Below are 16,387 nucleotides of genomic sequence, written 5' to 3'. Positions count from 1 at the left end.
GGTTTTAATTGAATTAAAAAATATAAAAAATGTTAGCTATACGTTCCGCTAATTCTGGATTCAGCTATATCGCTTATTTTTAAGCTTTAACCAAATGCAAAACGCGGCGCAAAGAAAATATATTTTCAGGACTAATCGCGTGCTATGCGAAAAATTTTACTTTTCTTTTTTATTCTTTTGCCATTTTTGAGCTTTAGCCAGTTACAGGATAACTTTTCTGATGGTAATTTTTCGCAAGATCCAACCTGGCAAGGCCATGTAAATGCTTTTATAGTGAACGCGGCGGGTCAGTTGCAAAGTAACGGGCCGGCTGTTACCGGTACCCAGTTGCAATTAGCTACGGCTTCTACTTCGGCAACCGATGTTTCCTGGGAATTTTGGGCGCAATTAAATTTTGCTACATCGGCCAGTAATTACGCCGATGTATATCTACTTTCTGATTCTGTAAACTTAAGCGGTAAAAACAGCGGTTACTTTGTGCGCCTGGGTGGTACCGCCGATGAGGTAAGTCTTTTTAGGAAAGATGTCGGAAAATCGCCCATAATTATTATTAATGGTACCGATAAAACGCTGGCTAGTAATACGGCCAATATAGTACGGGTTAAAGTTACCCGGAGCGCCAGAGGGAAATGGCAACTAGATGCCGATTTTTCTGGGGCCGGTACCAACTATGTAGCGCAAGGCACAGTTACAGATTCCGTTTACCGGCAAGCGGCGTATTTTGGCATTTTTTTAAAATATTCTTCGGCCAATGCTAAAAAGTTCTTTTTCGATGATATCCGCATCCGCGATACAAAAGCGCCCACCGTATTAAGCATTACCCGAACAGGCAGTAATACGGTGGATGTAAATTTCAGCGAACCCGTTTCCACTACTTCGGCGCAACTGGTTATGAATTATACGTTAAAGCCCGTTAACGTTCATCCGGTTACTGCTTTGCGCGACGCGGCCACGCCAGGTTTAGTCCATCTGACTTTTGCCGACGAGTTTGCAACCGGCACCCATACGCTAGCGGTATCCGGAATTCAAGATTTGTACGCCAATGCCCAAACTACCACCGAGAGCCGGTCTTTTACTTACGAGCGGCCGGTAATTGCCCTACCCGGCGATGTGCGGATTACCGAAATTCTAGCGGATTACTCGCCAGCCGTAGGTTTGCCCGAAAGTGAGTTTTTTGAAATTTATAATGCCAGCGGCAAAACTTTTAACCTGGCTAACTGGAAGTATTCCGATGCTACAACCGCTATGGCCGTTTTTTCAGCCGTTTTATTTGCTCCGGGGGAGTACCGGATTGTTTGCCGCGCCACCGATACTTTAGAGTTTAAGCCTTTTGGTAAAGTAATTGGGTTGAAAACTTTTCCTTCTTTAAACGACGGCGGCGATGCGGTAGAGTTATTTGACCAAACCGGTAAATTAATTGATAAAGTAAATTATACGCCAGCCTGGTACCGTAGCAGCAGTAAAGCCGAAGGCGGCTGGAGTTTGGAGATAATTGATTTGCAAAACCCGTGCGTTTCGGGTAACAATTGGGTAGCCAGCATAAACGAAGCGGGTGGCACGCCGGGTAAAGAAAACTCGGTAAAAGCCAGCAATTCCGATAATTTGCCGCCCGTCTTAAATCAAGCTATAATTAAAAATAACTCGGTTCTTTCGCTTACTTTTAACGAGAAGCTGGATAGCGCCCAATCCGTAAATCCTGGTTTTTATAAGATTTCGCCGGACATACCGGTTTTAAAAGCTACCGTTATAAGCCCCGATTTTACTACCGTGGAACTTACCCTCGGAAGCAGCCTGCAAGCCGGTAAAACCTACGAAGTAAGCGTTACCAATATTCGCGATTGCAGTGGTAATATTTTGGCTAACCCGGCTAAAGCTAGTTTCTTATTGCCCCAAACCGCTGCTCCCGGCGATGTGGTTATTAACGAAATTTTGTTTAATCCGCGTAGTGGGGGCGTAGATTTCGTGGAAATTGTGAACCGCTCCGAAAAGTATATCTCTTTGCAAAACTGGCAGATTGGCAATATGAAGGCTGATACCGCTTTAGATGCCCGCACTATAAATTCAGCTCCTTTTATTCTGGCACCGCAGCAATACCTGGTACTTACCATGCGTCCGGATATTGTGCAGCAGCATTATCCGAAAGCCAAATTAGAAAATTTTTTAAAAGTTAGTAGTATGCCTTCTTTCCCCGATGAAGCTGGTACTGTGGTTTTGTTAAACCCCGATAAGCAAGAGATTGACCGGGTAAGTTACCACGAAGACATGCACTTTCGGTTGATTGACGATGTAAACGGCGTATCGCTGGAACGAATTCGGTTAGATGGACCAAGTACGGCTAGCAACTTTCATTCGGCGGCCACCAGTGCGGGCTTCGCTACGCCGGGTTATCGCAATTCGCAGGTGCAGGAAGCAAGCTCAACCGCGCAAGTATTTACCGTTGAGCCCAAAGTTTTTACGCCGGATGGCGACGGCGACCGTGATTTTACTACTATTAATTACGCGGCCGCGAAAAACGGCATGGTCGCCAATGTAACCGTGTACGATCGGGCCGGCCGTTTGATTAAACGTCTGATAAAAAACGAGCTTTTAGCGAATCAAGGGTTTTTTCAATGGGATGGCACCAACGATCAGCAGCAAAAAGCGCCCATCGGTTATTATGTATTATTTATCGAATTATTTAACCTGCAAGGCAACGTGCAAACTTTTAAAGAAACAGTGGTTGTGGGCGGAAAGCTTTAAGCTAAATTTTTAAAAATTTCTAAATCAGGAAGCACTTACTTTATTTAAGCTAGTTCCGTATCTTCGTAGATAGCAGCTAAGGCTATTTCAAAACCAGGATTAGTAAAAGTTAGCACGGCATTTCGGTCTCGTTCTTCCGTCAGTACCCAGGTGTTATCCAGGTTTTTGGTGTATTTTTCTACGTGGCAGGTTCGCGAATCAACCAGTAAATAATGCTGTAAACTAACAATGCTGCGATAAAGCATAAATTTAGTGCCCCGGTCGTAATCAGCCGTTGAGGGCGATAGTACTTCTACAATCAATACTGGATTTAAAATGGTATCTTTTTTCTCGTCCAGAAATTGCTTTTCGCCGCAAACTGCTAGCACATCGGGATACGTGTAAAGTCCATTTAGTGGAATGTGCAACCGCATATCGCTGGGATAAACCCGGCAATTTTTACCTCTAAAATTATTGCCTAAAGCTATAATTAAATTAGCAGTAATAATATTATGGTTATTACCCGTCCCGGCTAAAGCAAATACTTCGCCCTGGTAGTATTCACTTTTAAAATTTGCTTCTCTTTCGGTAGCTAAATATTCTTCCGGAGTAATAAACTTTTTAGTCTGAACGGCCATAAAACTCTCGTTTAAGCAAATATAACGAAAACCATGGTTAATTTACGGATTAACTCTTTGATTAACCCGGCGCTCCTGATTCTATCTTGTGGGAAAATAGAAAAATTAAAAAATAAGGATTAAGTGAAGATTACGGGTTTTAAACCGTTGGATAAACGAATATTATTAATTTGCATGGGTGTTTTCCGGAACCGGAAAGTTTAATGTGGCTTTTGTGGAAGTTGAGATTGTTTACCTGTGTTTTTTTGCTTTTCTGGCCGGATTTATTGATGCCATTGTGGGTGGCGGCGGCCTTATTCAAACGCCGGCCATGCTTATTTTACTGCCCCAGCAGCCCATTGCCAGTTTATTAGGTACCGGAAAATTAGCTGGAATTTCGGGTACTACGGCGGCTTTATTGCGTTACCGCACGAGCGTACAAATTAATTGGGGTAATATTTTGCCTACTGCCATTACGGCTTTTGTTTTTTCCTTTATCGGGGCGCGTACCGTAAGTGCTATTCCAACGGATATGTTGCGACCCGTAATTTTATTATTACTGATAGCCGTAGCCGCCTATACTTTTTTACGCAAAGATTTTGGCAGCCTGCACGCTCCCCGCCTTACCGAAACCCAGGAAAAATTGTATGGGATAGGAGTAGGTTTAGCCATTGGTTTTTACGATGGTTTCTTTGGCCCCGGAACCGGTAGTTTCTTGATGTTTATTTTTATTGGTTTGTTTGGCTTTAATTTTCTGGCGGCTTCGGCTTCGGCTAAAATTGTGAATGTAGCCACTAACTTGTCGGCTTTGTTGTACTTTGTGTTTACCAAACAGGTATTGTATCACATTGGGGTGCCCATGGCCGTTTGTAATATATTAGGTTCTACATTAGGTGCCCGTTTAGCTATTCGTAAAGGTACGGGTTTTATCCGGGTGTTTTTCTTAATTGTGGTAGCGGCTATCATCTGCAAATTTGCTTACGATAGCTTTTGCAAACATTAACAGCATCGGTAAATTTTACTTGCCCGTAAGTCTTTAGCTAAAATTAAAAATTTTAAAAACAGTACTTCTGTCGCAATCCGCTAGAGTAAATTGTTCGTACGTTTTCTTGTATTTATAAACAATACAACGCGCCTATTATGAAAAAATGCCAGCGCATTGGTGTTGGCATTTTTAAGAATTCCGGCAAACAGGCGATAATATACTGGCAATACAACTAACTTGATTTAAAAAATTTCTGGTAAAAACGATCAGAATAGCAATATTTTTGAAATTTTGAATTTCCTGTTTCCTGTTAAACACCCGCTCCCGTGAGTGGGTGTTTTATTTTAGGCAGGTCAGGAGAGTTTATCAATCAGAAAATTCTCCTCACAGAAATCCAGCTTCTAAATTTGGTATTTGCTTCATCGGAAGCCCTGATTTTTTAAAACTTTGCTTTTTTGTAGTTAAGTAAATGGGTTATTGTGCAAGTTTTTAGGAGTTAAATCAGGTGGGTATAGCACTAAATTGGGGTCTTTTTTTGAAATAAGTTTTTATCCGGCGTAAGAGCGCTACCGGCTTTATTTTAGCAAGCGTAAAACAAAAATATAAACTATGCGACACCTCTACAGATTAACTATTTTAACTTTATTAACGCTGGTGTTTACCTTTAATCCGGCTTTGGCCCAAGACTCGGCCAAAGAAAAAGAGCGGGCGCGCAAAGAAGCATTAAAGGCCAAAGAAGAAGCTGCCAAACAAAAAGAAAAAGAGAAAAAAGAACTGGCTAAAACGCGCGCCGCCGAAAAAAAGGATGCCGATAAAGTTAAAGCCAAAGCCTTAGCGGCGAAAAACGAAGAACGCGAAGATGCTTTAAAGGCTAAAGAAAAAGCCCGCAAAGAAGCGCAGGAAGCCAAAGAAGATCAACAAAAACAACTGGCTAAAGAAAAAGAAGCTGCCGCTAAAGACAAAGCAAAACTAGCCAAAGAAGCCGACGAAGCAAAAGCCGAAGCCCGCGAGGAAGCTCTGGAACAAAAACAAAAAGAACGCGAACAAATGCTGGCCGACAAAAAGCAAGCTGCTAAAGAGAAGAAATAATTCGTAAATTACTTTAAAGTTTAATAAGTAAAAAGCCGGTTAGTAAATCAACCGGCTTTTTACTTTATAGCTAATTTTTAAAAAATCACGATTTATCCAGAATAACTTAGCGGCTAATCGCAATCACAAAAGCAATTACGGTTAAGATTAAACCAATCATAAAAATGGTGTAGGAGATGCGGAGTAACCGGTATTTCTTGGCCAAAACATCGCCGAGGTAATAAATATCTGTAATCATGTTGGTGTACAAAGCGTCTTTTTCGCGCATAATCTCGTACATGCCTGCCTGAAAATCTTCTAAAGGTAATTTGGTGAAATTACCAAAAAACAGCAGGTTCACTTTTTTGCTTTGCACTTTGCTGGGTTTAATGTTAAAACTGGTAACCTCTGGCTGCGCCGACATAATAGCCGAAACTACCGAACCCAACGTGGTTAACAATAGAATACCCACCGGAATCATCAGAATAGGATTACGGGTAAACTCGGTACCAATTACGGAGGTTTTAGCGCCCAGATACGTAATAATCACCGACATAATAATCGCGTTTAAGCTAATCATCATATTGGCTTTATTATCGGCAATAGAGCTCAAATTCATGTGGTTGCTGTAGGTGCTCTGAAACATAGTTTCGATACCCCGTTTGGGTTGCGCGTAAGTTTTTCGTTTCTTTTTTTCGGCCTTTTTTTCTTTTTTCGCGCTTTCCGTTAAAATATTTTGCTGTTCAATTAAGTTTTGGGCTAACTGGTAATTATAGCGACGCTGGGCGGCTTCGGTTTTAAATTGAGTAGCTTCTAAAAAATCCAGTTGGTATTGCGCCCACTCGGCATCGGTATAAAATTTATTTAAAAAAATCTCCCATTCGGCCCGCAGCAGCTCGGCATTCGGGAAAAAAGTCTTTTTCCCGATGTTCGAAATATCGGCATCGGCTAGAATTTCTTCGAGTAAACTGGCCGGTTGGCTGCCCGCTTTGGTAGCTAGAATACACGCTTTTACCCGCTGTATTTGGGCGGCCGGGTAGTTTTGTTGTTGTAAAAAAGCAGTGGCTATTTCGGCGCTCCGGTCTTCGTGGCCCTGGTAGGTTTCGGTGTAGCCGGTATCGTGAAACCAAGCTGCCAAAAGCAAAATTTCTTTTTCTGATTCCGGTAACTGGTAATCGTCCGCTAAAAGGCTGGCTTCCTGCGAAATTTCAAGCGTATGGCGGTAATTGTGGTAAACGTATTTTTTAGATAATTTATCTGTAAAAAGCGTTTGTACGTATTGCCTCGCCTTTAATATAATTTCTTGTTCTTTATTTATAAGCAGTGATGTTTCCATAGATAGAATAATGACGCAAGGCGTAAACCCGTAAAAAAAACGCAGCCAGGCGCCCGCTATTTGAGTAAAACGCTAATTATTACCGTAAGGTTAACTCGCGAGCTGGCAGCATTGGTTGGTATTGGGTTAAGGAAATATACGAAATTTTTAAAAATTCTGATTTTGTAGCAACCAACTTCTCTGGAACGATTAAAAAGAAAACCAATTATTTACGCTATTGTTAAAAGCTAAACACCGCGCTAATTGTTTGGTTCTCGCCTAAAAAATAAACTTATCGGGCTAAGTTGCAGTAACACCAAATGGCAGCTACTTTTAAACGATACAAAAGCTTTGCTGCAGCAAATAAATGCAGCCGGTTTATTTGTTTTCTTATTGGCCCCATTGATCTATGAGTAAAATTATTACAGGTGTTCTTTTTTGCTGGCTTACGCTTTTTCTTGTACCTTCTTGTACTGTTCATAAACCTTATTATAACCGCGAAGCAGCCAATTGGCAGCAAAACACCCCGCCGCCGGCTAACCAACTGGCTTATTCTATTTTCTTAATCGGCGATGTAGGTGCTCCCGCTAAAAACCCGCTGGAACCGTCGTTAAACCTGTTGCGTGCGCAATTGCAGGCAGCCGGCGAAAAAAGTGCCGTGGTTTTTTTGGGCGATAATATTTACTCGTATGGCCTTACCGAACCCGGTAGCCCCGGCCGCAAAACCGATGAAGAACGCATCCGCACCCAACTGGATATTTTGCAAGGCTACCGTGGCGAAAAGTATATGATTCCGGGCAACCACGATTGGGCCCAGGGCCGGCCCGGCGGACTGCAATCGGTAATCCGGCAAGAAGTATATGTAGAAGAATACCTGAAAGATTCTACGTTTGTGAGTGGCGGTAATTTTTTTGTGCCCGACGAAGGTTGCCCCGGTCCGTACGAAGTTTTTTTACAGGAAAATTTAGTGCTTATCGCCTTAAACTCGCAGTGGTGGCTGCAAACCGAAGAACGCCCTTACGGCCCTAACAATTACTGCAACGTAGCCGACGAAGCCGAAGTCCTGGTGCAACTGGAAGACATTATCAATCGCAACAGCGGCAAAAACATTATGGTAGTGGGCCACCATCCGCTGCAAAGTAATGGTGTTCACGGCGGCAATTTCCGGGTGCTCGACCATATTTTTCCGCTGTTAGAATTAAATCCGTATTTGTTCATTCCGATGCCGGTGGTTGGGTCTATTTACCCTTGGGCCCGGCGCTACGGCGGCATTAGTCAGGATATTTCTTACCCCAAATACCAGGCTTACGCGAACGGTTTAATGGAAATTTTTAAAAAATACCCCAACGTGGTGTATGCCGCCGGGCACGAACATAATTTGCAGCATTTTAAAAACGGCAATGTGCACACCATCGTGAGTGGCTCGGGCTGTAAAACCCAATACTTGAAACTAGGCGGCGGCAATGCCCAATTCGGGCACGAAGCCAAAGGCTACGCCATCGTAAATTATTACACCAACGGCGAATCCTGGCTCGAGTTCTGGGAACCCCAAGGCAACGGCAACCAAGGCCAGCTCATGTACCGCACCAAGCTGTACCAGCAACAAGATGCTGCTCCTCTAAAACCAGTTGAAAATGTGGTGGCCCGACCTAGTTTTAAAGATAGCAGCATTACCATAGCAGCTAATCCCAAACTGTACGGCGCTGGCCAAACCAAGCAATTTTTATTAGGAACACATTACCGGCAGGAGTGGGCTACCCCCGTAAAAATGCCCTTGTTGGATTTGCAAACCGAACAAAACGGCCTGATACCGTACCGCTTAGGTGGCGGCAAGCAAACCGCTTCTTTGCGGCTACGCAACGAGGCCGGCCGGGAATTTTCGTTGCGGTCAGTTAACAAAAATCCTGCGCAAATCTTGCCCAGCAGCATGCGCCAAACCTTAGTCCGCGATGTGCTGCAAGATCAAATTTCGGCGCAACACCCGTACGGCGCCTTAATTTTACCCGTTCTGGCCGAAGCAGCTAGCGTATACCACGTTAACCCGAAATTAGTGTACGTACCCGACGATCCCTTGCTGGGTAAATACCTGGAAAATTTTAAAAACCAGGTAGCAATTTTGGAAGAAAATCCTGACGAAGACCACCGCAACGTGGCTAGTTTAGGTTACGCTAAAAATCTGGTGGGCACCGATAAAGTGCTCGAACGCAAGCAACAGGATAATGACAATACCGTGGATGAAGTAAGTTTTGCCCGCGCCCGCTTGTTTGATATGCTCATCGGCGACTGGGACCGGCACGAAGGCCAGTGGCGCTGGGTAGAACGTAAAGGCGATGGCGAACGAATTTTTGAACCGGTACCTAAAGACCGGGATGTGGTGTTTTTCAAAGCTGATGGTTTTATTCCTTACCTTATTACCCGGAAGTGGGCTGTCCGAAATATCCAAAATTTTGATTACACTTATAAGGATTACATCGGGTTGAATTTAACGGCCCAAAGTGCTGATCGTACTTTTTTAGCCTCAGTAACTAAAGAACAATGGCTGGCCGAAGCCGAAAAAATTAAAAAAAACGTAACCGATGCCGTAATTGAACAAGCCGTAGCGCAATGGCCCGCCGAAATAGCAAAACTATCCGGTGCCGAAATTGCTGCCAAGCTCAAATCCCGCCGCGATTTACTGCCTCAACTGGCCGCCGTTTATTACGCATTTTTGGCCAGAACCGTAGATGTAGCCGGCAGCGATAAACGCGAACGCTTTATCGTGAACCGCTTAAATAATGACCAAACCCAGGTAATTGTAAATAATATTCGTAAAAACGGAACCATTGGTCGGCTGGTATACGATCGTACTTTTAATACTAACGAAACCAAAGAAATTCGCTTGTATGGCTTGGGCGGCGACGATGTGTTTAAAGTAAACGGACAGGTGCAAAAAGGTATTCGGGTACGCATAATTGGCGGCAGCGACTGTGACTCGATAACGGATAACTCCGTGGTAAGCGGCTTAGTCCGTAAAACCCTGGTTTACGATACTAAAGCCGGCAATTACTTTAATTTTGGCCCCGAAACTAAAAACGAAACCAAAAACTACAAAGAAGTAAACCGCTACGACCGCACGGAGCAGCAAACGCCTTACATCGGCCCCCGGCTTTCGTTTGCCTATAACCCCGACGATAAATTTTTTATAGGAGCTGGTTTAATTTACCGCACACATAAATTCCGGAAAGAACCGTACGCTACCGAGCACCGGGTAGGAGCAAATTATTCTTTTGCCCGGGCGGCGTATAATGTGCGCTATGATGGCGATTTTAAAGCTGTTTTCTCGCAGTACGATGTAGGATTGCAGGCTTATGTGTACGGCCCTCAGTTACTGTATAACTTTTTTGGCGAAGGCAACAAGACGCCGGCCGATTTAGATCAAGTAAAAGATTACCGGGTGCGGTTCTCCCGTCTGTATTTTTCGCCTACCATCAACAAAAATATATTTAGTTTTTTAAAATTTGGGATTGGTCCGCAATACGATCATTTCCGGATTGATTCGGCCGCTTCGGGGCAGCAAGCGCGGCAGTTAGTGCAAACCAACGCCGAAGTACAAGGTGCTTTTGATAAGAACGATTACCTGGGTTTACGCTTATTTCTAAATCTGGAGGCTGTTAGTAATCCGGTTAACCCCTACATCGGCATAAAGTTTTTAAACGAAGTAAGTTTTAACCGTGAGCTGGGGCGCAACCAATTGCGCTATACCAATGTGAATTCTCAGGTAGTCTTTTATCTCACCCCGGATTTTCCGTTTCAGCTTACCTGGGCAGGGCGGTTAGGCGCGGCGCATAATTTCGGCGATTACCGGTTTTACCAGGCTAACACCTTGGGGGGCACTACCAACCTGCGCGGCTTTAACCGTACGCGTTTTGCCGGCCGCAGCACCGTGTATGCCAACGCCGAGGCGCGTATTCAATTGTTCCGGTTTAATTTGTACTTGTTCCCGGGAAAATTTGGTACGCTGTTGTTTTACGATACCGGCCGGGTTTTCGCAGATAACGATGCTTCCAACAAATTATTCCGGGGTTTGCACTACGGCTACGGGGTAGGCGCCTGGGTTGATATTTTAAACAAAGCCGTGTTTTCCGGCACCTACTCCATCGGCGGCGAAGCCCATTATTTTAATTTAACTTACGGCTTTTTGTTTTGATCCATACCGTTCGGCTAATCTAAATAAAGCTGAATTTTTAAATTTTTGATATTTCTGAAAAAGTAAAATCCAGGCTTCAGTTATGCGTAGAGTTCGCGTTAGCAGTCTCTACGCATTTTCGGACGGCTATTCTCTAATTAGCACATCCATGCATTCAGATAAATGCCAATCGGAGATTGGCTGCCCGAGAGTACTTAGAGCGCTGCGCTAACTCTAAGTACAACCCTAGACAATGTTAAGTTTATTTGCCGTAAAATAGGTGCTTCGTTTATCCGCAGAAATGAGAAATTTTAAAAATTTACTCTATCGGCTGATATTAAGGTATAAATATCCGTGGTCTACGGACTATCGACCATGGACTATGAACTAACGTCCGGCAATTTCGAGGACGTGGGTGTACTTTTTAAGGGATTTTAGGATGATGAAAATTACAACGCCGAGTCCAAAAACAATTTGCCAGAATACATCTACTTGCAATTGCTGATGCATAAATAAGTGGCTCATGGCATTTAGCAAGGTAAAAGAAACTACCAGGGCCAGTAAACCATTGTACTCGCGTTTAAGCACGTTACGCAGCGAAAAGGGCAGGGTAGAAGCCTGCCAGCCCGATAAACGCGGTAAAAACGCCGGTGTTTGGCTGGCCCAGGTTTCATAAGCTTGCGAGTAGCTGCGGCGTAAAAACTCTTCTTCGGCAAACATAATGCGTTCGTAATACAGCCAAAATACTAGCACGCAGATAATTACAAACCACCAGATGCCAATAAACAAGAACAAGCCCAGCCACATTAAAAAATTACCTAAATACAAAGGGTGCCGTACCACCGAATAAACTCCCGTATGGTTTAAACAATCGGCTACTTGTTTTTCGGTATTGCGGCCGGAGGTGCCTTTGGGCGTGTGCCCCACAGTAAGAGCGCGTACCAGCAAACCCAGCAAGGATACTAGTAAACAGACTGTACTCCAAAAAGTACTGGTAACGCAGGCGTAGGTAAAATCGCGGTAAAAATAAAGTAAGGCAATAGCAAACGGGAAAAGTAACATGGGCAACCAACCACGCCGCCGGAATAACCAGTTACCGGAAATTTCAAATTCTTCTCTTAAAGGCATTCGCACAGATACATTATAACAGAACATTCGGGCTGTTCTGCCCCAACCGCCAGGCTGGTTAAAACCTAAAACTAGGGAAAATACTTTAGATCTATACGTAAAATTTTAACCTAACGCCGGAAGTTGATGAGGGATTATCGTTTACTCGCTGGCATATTTAGGTGCCCACAGGGATGTTTTTTATAGCTGAAAACTAGATACATAAAGCCGCAGAAACGGAAAAATTTAAAAATTTTCGCTTCCTGAAATCAAGGATTTAACCAAATTAATTTTGGAAATCTACCCGCAATTAGTGGCATAACATACCTGCAACTCCTTAACTTTAGTTACTTTGATTTAGAAGGAGGTGGAATTTGTTCTTCTAATTTTTCCAGGTAGGTATAGGTGGTGTACTGCGAACGGGTTTCGGCGGAAGCCCCGGAACCCAGGTATTGATTTTTGGGATTGCGGGCTTTTACGTTATCCTGCAGTTGCAAGTCAATCAAGTGCCGGATTTCTTGCTGCAAAACGTTATCGAAAATAGGAAATCCTACTTCTACCCGGCGGCTTAAATTACGCGTCATCCAATCGGCCGAGGAAATGTACATTTTTTCTTCGCCGTTATTCGCAAAGATAAATACCCGGGCGTGCTCCAGGTAACGGTCAACAATGCTGCGCACGGTAATGTTTTCGCTTAAATTTTTTACTCCCGGGTTTAAACAGCAAATTCCCCGCACAATCAAATCCACGCGCACGCCGGCAGCACTGGCTTCGTACAGTTTTAAGATCATGGCCTCGTCCTGCAGGGAGTTCATCTTGGCTATAATGTAGGCGGGCAATCCTTTCTTCGCATTCCTAATTTCCTGGTTAATAGATTGAATGAAGCGGGCGCGCATGTTAAAGGGAGCCACCAGCAAATGCCGGAATTGTTTGTTTTCGGGGTTGCGGTCCAGTAAATACTGAAATACGCTTTCTACTTCTTTGGTTAAGCGCGTGTCGCTGGTAAATAAACCGTGGTCGGCGTAAATGCGCGAAGTTTTTTCGTTAAAATTACCGGTACTTAAATACGCGTATTGCACCGGGCCGTTTTTCTCTTGCCGGGTTATTAAACATAATTTGCTATGAACTTTATAACCCGGTAAACCCACCACTACGGTGGCACCGGCTTTTTCCAGCTTGCGTGCCCAGTAAATGTTCGATTCTTCATCGAAGCGAGCTTTTAGCTCAATGACGGCGGTTACTCTTTTGCCTCGTTTAGCGGCCTTTACCAGCGCTTTGGCTACTTTTGATTTATCGGCTACCCGGTACAAGGTTACACTAACCGTAGTAACCGCCGGATCTTTGGCGGCTTCGTTTAGAAACTGCAATACGTAATCAAACGACTGATACGGGTAATGCACCAGGAAATCTTGCTGGCGAATTAGCGGGAATAATTTTTTAATCCCGTGCAGCTGTGGGTGTGCCAAGGTGGGCTGCGGCGGGTATTTTAAATGGGGCAAATCAAAATCCGGAAAGCCAAAAAAGTCCCGAAAATTATGGTAGCGGCTGCCTTTTATTAATTCTTCGGACGTAACGCCTATTAACCGGCAAATGGTATCCTGCAAGTTTTTTGGCATGGTGCTGTCGTAGAGCAACCGCGAAGGATAACCGGTTTCGCGTTTTTTTAAGCTGCGCTTAATTTTAGCCATTAAATTATCCGACACTTCTTCTTCAATGTCCAGCTCGGCGTCGCGCGAAATTTTTATGGCGTAGGCTTTGGCTACCTTATAATCCGGAAACAGTTGCGCTAAATTGTACCGGATTACATCATCCAGAAATAAAACAAAGCGCTCTTTATGGCTTGTTGGTAATTTTACAAACCGACCCCCGTGTTGCTTGGTGGGTACCTCCAAAATGGCCGTGGCAGCGGGTTGCTTCGGTTTGGTAAGCTCAATTAATAAGTAAAGTACCTGGTCTTTTAAAAAAAGGAAATTTATATCGGATGTGAGTATTACCGGGGCGAGTAAAGGCTGTACTTTCCGGGTAAAGTAATCCCGCACAAATTCTTCCTGATCAGGCTTGATGGTTTTTTCGTTGATAATAAAAATCTTTTCGGCTTGTAAGGCCGGTACAATCTGGTTCCGGAACGTTTCTCCTAATTCTTCTTGCTGGTGGGCTACTTCGGTTAAAACCTGGTCTAGTTCTTCGCTGGGGTCCTGGGTTAATTTTTGGCGATCGCTTTTCTTAAACTGAATCAGGCGTTTGAGCGTGGCTACGCGTACTTTAAAATACTCGTCGAGGTTCGAAGAAAATATGGCCATAAACTGGATGCGTTCCAATAAAGGCACGGTAATATCTTGGGCTTCTTGTAATACCCGGTGGTTAAAAGCCAGCCAGCTTAGTTCTCGGCTCAAAATTTTTTTATTTTTTTCCATAGCAGCAGGTAAAGCGCGGTTAGCGTTACGAATAAGTAACGGTACGTGTTAGTACGGAAAAAAACAGATGGAGTAACTTATATGTGGTTTTTCGGAAAATCGTAGAGTACCAACGCCGCGTTTTCCTGACTGATTTCGGCCCAGGCTTCGCAGTTAAACCGCAGGCCCACCACTGCTGCGGTAGGCATACTGGCAAGGTGTTCGGGCGATAAAAGATTGGCTAATTCGGTAATTTCCGGATTGTGACCCACCAGCATTACGGTATCCAGGTTATCGGGCGTTTGTTTAATAATGGTTAAAAGCCCCGGCGTATCGGCTTCGTAAATACCTTCGTTTATAACAATTTCTTCGGTGTCGTACTCCAGTTCTTTGGCCACCAGCGAGGCTGTAGTAAGCGCCCGCACCGCCGAACTAGAAACAATTAAATCCAGACTAATTTCGTGCGAAGCTAATTCCCGGCCCATTAAAGGCGCATCGTGCCGGCCCCGTTTGTTTAAGGGCCGGTCGTGATCGCTTAATTCCTCAAATTCCCAACTCGATTTGGCGTGGCGTAGCAGGTATAAGGTTTTCATAGCAGGCAATTATTTTATGGCTTCATTCCTACAGGTAGGGGTTCGTTTTATCTTCTGGTTTTAATTGGTGCTTTTGGTAAAATTTTAAAAATTGGCAGCAATAGCAGCAAGTAAGGAGCAAAAGCAGGAATCTTCATCAGAACAAATAATTCTTAAAATTTATACTGTTTCGGGCGTTGTAAATTCTTCTTCGGTGGGTGGAAGCACGTTGGGGTAACGTTCGTAGTGAATAGCCGCTACCCGCGCAAACAACTCGTCGCGTAAGGTATCAATATTTGTCCGGTCGGTGGCCGAAATAAAAATAGCCGGGTTATGCATTTTGGCTATGTAGGTTTGCCGCAAGTCTTCCAGCGTAGGTTTTTCAGTGCCTTCACCCATGTCGTTTAGTTCTTCGGCTTCCTGGGCACGGTATTGGTCAATTTTATTAAAAACCAGCAACACCGGTTTTTCGGCTGAGTCAATTTCTTTTAAAGTTTTATTTACCACCTCCATGTGTTCTTCAAAGCCCGGGTGCGAAATATCTACCACGTGCACCAGCAAATCAGCTTCCCGAATTTCGTCGAGGGTAGATTTAAAACTTTCGATGAGACGGGTAGGTAACTTGCGGATAAAACCTACGGTGTCGGAGAGCAAAAACGGAATGCGGTTAATTACTACTTTGCGCACCGTAGCATCTACCGTCGCAAATAATTTGTTCTCGGCAAAAACTTCGGATTTAGAAAGTAAATTCATGAGCGTAGATTTACCCACGTTGGTATAACCCACCAGGGCTACCCGTACCATTTCGGTGCGCGACTTGCGTTGTTGGTAGTTTTGTTTATCTAGTTTTTCGAGTTTATCGCGGAGCAAAGCAATTTTATCCCGCACAATCCGGCGGTCAGTTTCAATCTCCGTTTCCCCCGGACCCCGCATGCCCACGCCGCCTTTTTGCCGCGACAAGTGCGTCCAGAGATTGGTTAAGCGGGGTAAAAAGTATTGGTACTGCGCCATTTCTACCTGGGTGCGGGCCTGGGCGGTTTTAGCGCGTAAAGCAAAAATATCCAGGATTAATAAGCTGCGGTCTACAATCTTCACTTTCAGCTCGGCTTCCAGGTTGCGCACTTGGGAGGGTGTCAGGTCATCGTCGAAAATAACCATGTCGATCTGAAACTCCGTAACAAAAGCTTTAATTTCTTCGAGCTTGCCCTTGCCCACGTAAGTGCGGATATCGGGTTTATCTAATTTTTGAATAAAACGTTTTATAGTTTGTGCCCCTACTGTTTCGGTCAGAAAAGCCAACTCATTCAGGTACTCTTCGGTTTTTTCATCCGCTTGTGTTTTAGAAGGCACTGCTACCAAAACCGCTGTTTCCTGCATTTTAGCGGTATCATGTAATTTCTTAGCCATAAGTAGTAATCAAATTAAAATAGAAAGTGTACGGTTTTTT

The 16,387-nt window shown here is 44.1% G+C and carries 10 protein-coding genes; 4 read left to right on the top strand and 6 right to left on the bottom strand.

Going from position 1 to position 16,387, the window contains the following annotated elements; translation table 11 throughout:
* The first annotated feature begins 144 nt into the window (after nt 1-144).
* Nucleotides 145-2,739: a lamin tail domain-containing protein gene (locus tag HUW51_RS02740; protein WP_185272478.1), complete on the top strand. Its 2,595-nt coding sequence runs from the start codon at nt 145-147 to the stop codon at nt 2,737-2,739.
* 44 nt (nt 2,740-2,783) lie between these two features.
* Here the strand turns inward: HUW51_RS02740 and HUW51_RS02735 are convergent, their stop codons facing one another.
* On the bottom strand, nt 2,784-3,356 hold the full coding sequence (locus tag HUW51_RS02735) for a Uma2 family endonuclease (protein WP_185272477.1): 573 nt from the start codon (nt 3,354-3,356) through the stop codon (nt 2,784-2,786).
* 214 nt (nt 3,357-3,570) lie between these two features.
* Here HUW51_RS02735 and HUW51_RS02730 point away from each other — a divergent pair, with 214 nt between their 5' ends.
* Together HUW51_RS02730 and HUW51_RS02725 are read left to right on the top strand one after the other, a co-directional pair.
* Nucleotides 3,571-4,338: a sulfite exporter TauE/SafE family protein gene (locus HUW51_RS02730; protein ID WP_185272476.1), complete on the top strand. Its 768-nt coding sequence runs from the start codon at nt 3,571-3,573 to the stop codon at nt 4,336-4,338.
* 591 nt (nt 4,339-4,929) lie between these two features.
* The gene (locus tag HUW51_RS02725; protein WP_185272475.1) at nt 4,930-5,409 is read left to right on the top strand and encodes a hypothetical protein; all 480 of its coding nucleotides are present in this window, start codon (nt 4,930-4,932) and stop codon (nt 5,407-5,409) included.
* 106 nt (nt 5,410-5,515) lie between these two features.
* Here the strand turns inward: HUW51_RS02725 and HUW51_RS02720 are convergent, their stop codons facing one another.
* Entirely contained in the window at nt 5,516-6,724 is a 1,209-nt protein-coding gene (locus HUW51_RS02720; RefSeq protein WP_185272474.1) for a Pycsar system effector family protein, read from the bottom strand.
* 388 nt (nt 6,725-7,112) lie between these two features.
* Between HUW51_RS02720 and HUW51_RS02715 the strand changes: the two genes are divergently transcribed.
* Nucleotides 7,113-10,889 carry a metallophosphoesterase gene (locus tag HUW51_RS02715; protein WP_185272473.1) on the top strand — a complete coding sequence of 1,259 codons (3,777 nt, stop codon included), beginning with the start codon at nt 7,113-7,115 and terminating at the stop codon, nt 10,887-10,889.
* Between the two features lie 366 nt (nt 10,890-11,255).
* On the opposite strand, the gene HUW51_RS02710 is transcribed toward HUW51_RS02715, so the two are convergent.
* The 4 genes from HUW51_RS02710 to hflX form a co-directional block, all read right to left on the bottom strand.
* The gene (locus tag HUW51_RS02710) at nt 11,256-11,996 is read right to left on the bottom strand and encodes a methyltransferase family protein (RefSeq protein ID WP_185272472.1); all 741 of its coding nucleotides are present in this window, start codon (nt 11,994-11,996) and stop codon (nt 11,256-11,258) included.
* A gap of 326 nt (nt 11,997-12,322) precedes the next feature.
* A complete protein-coding gene (gene ppk1, locus HUW51_RS02705) occupies nt 12,323-14,389 on the bottom strand; it encodes a polyphosphate kinase 1 (protein WP_185272471.1) in 2,067 nt (688 codons plus the stop codon).
* A gap of 77 nt (nt 14,390-14,466) precedes the next feature.
* On the bottom strand, nt 14,467-14,961 hold the full coding sequence (locus HUW51_RS02700; RefSeq protein ID WP_185272470.1) for a SixA phosphatase family protein: 495 nt from the start codon (nt 14,959-14,961) through the stop codon (nt 14,467-14,469).
* A 159-nt stretch (nt 14,962-15,120) separates the two neighbouring features.
* Nucleotides 15,121-16,347 (bottom strand): GTPase HflX, encoded by a 1,227-nt coding sequence (hflX, locus tag HUW51_RS02695; RefSeq protein WP_185272469.1) that lies wholly within the window; start codon nt 16,345-16,347, stop codon nt 15,121-15,123.
* Nucleotides 16,348-16,387: the final 40 nt, after the last annotated feature.

This window comes from Adhaeribacter swui (assembly GCF_014217805.1).
GTDB classification, from domain to species: Bacteria; Bacteroidota; Bacteroidia; order Cytophagales; family Hymenobacteraceae; genus Adhaeribacter; species Adhaeribacter swui.
This window is presented reverse-complemented; position numbering and strand designations above follow the sequence as displayed.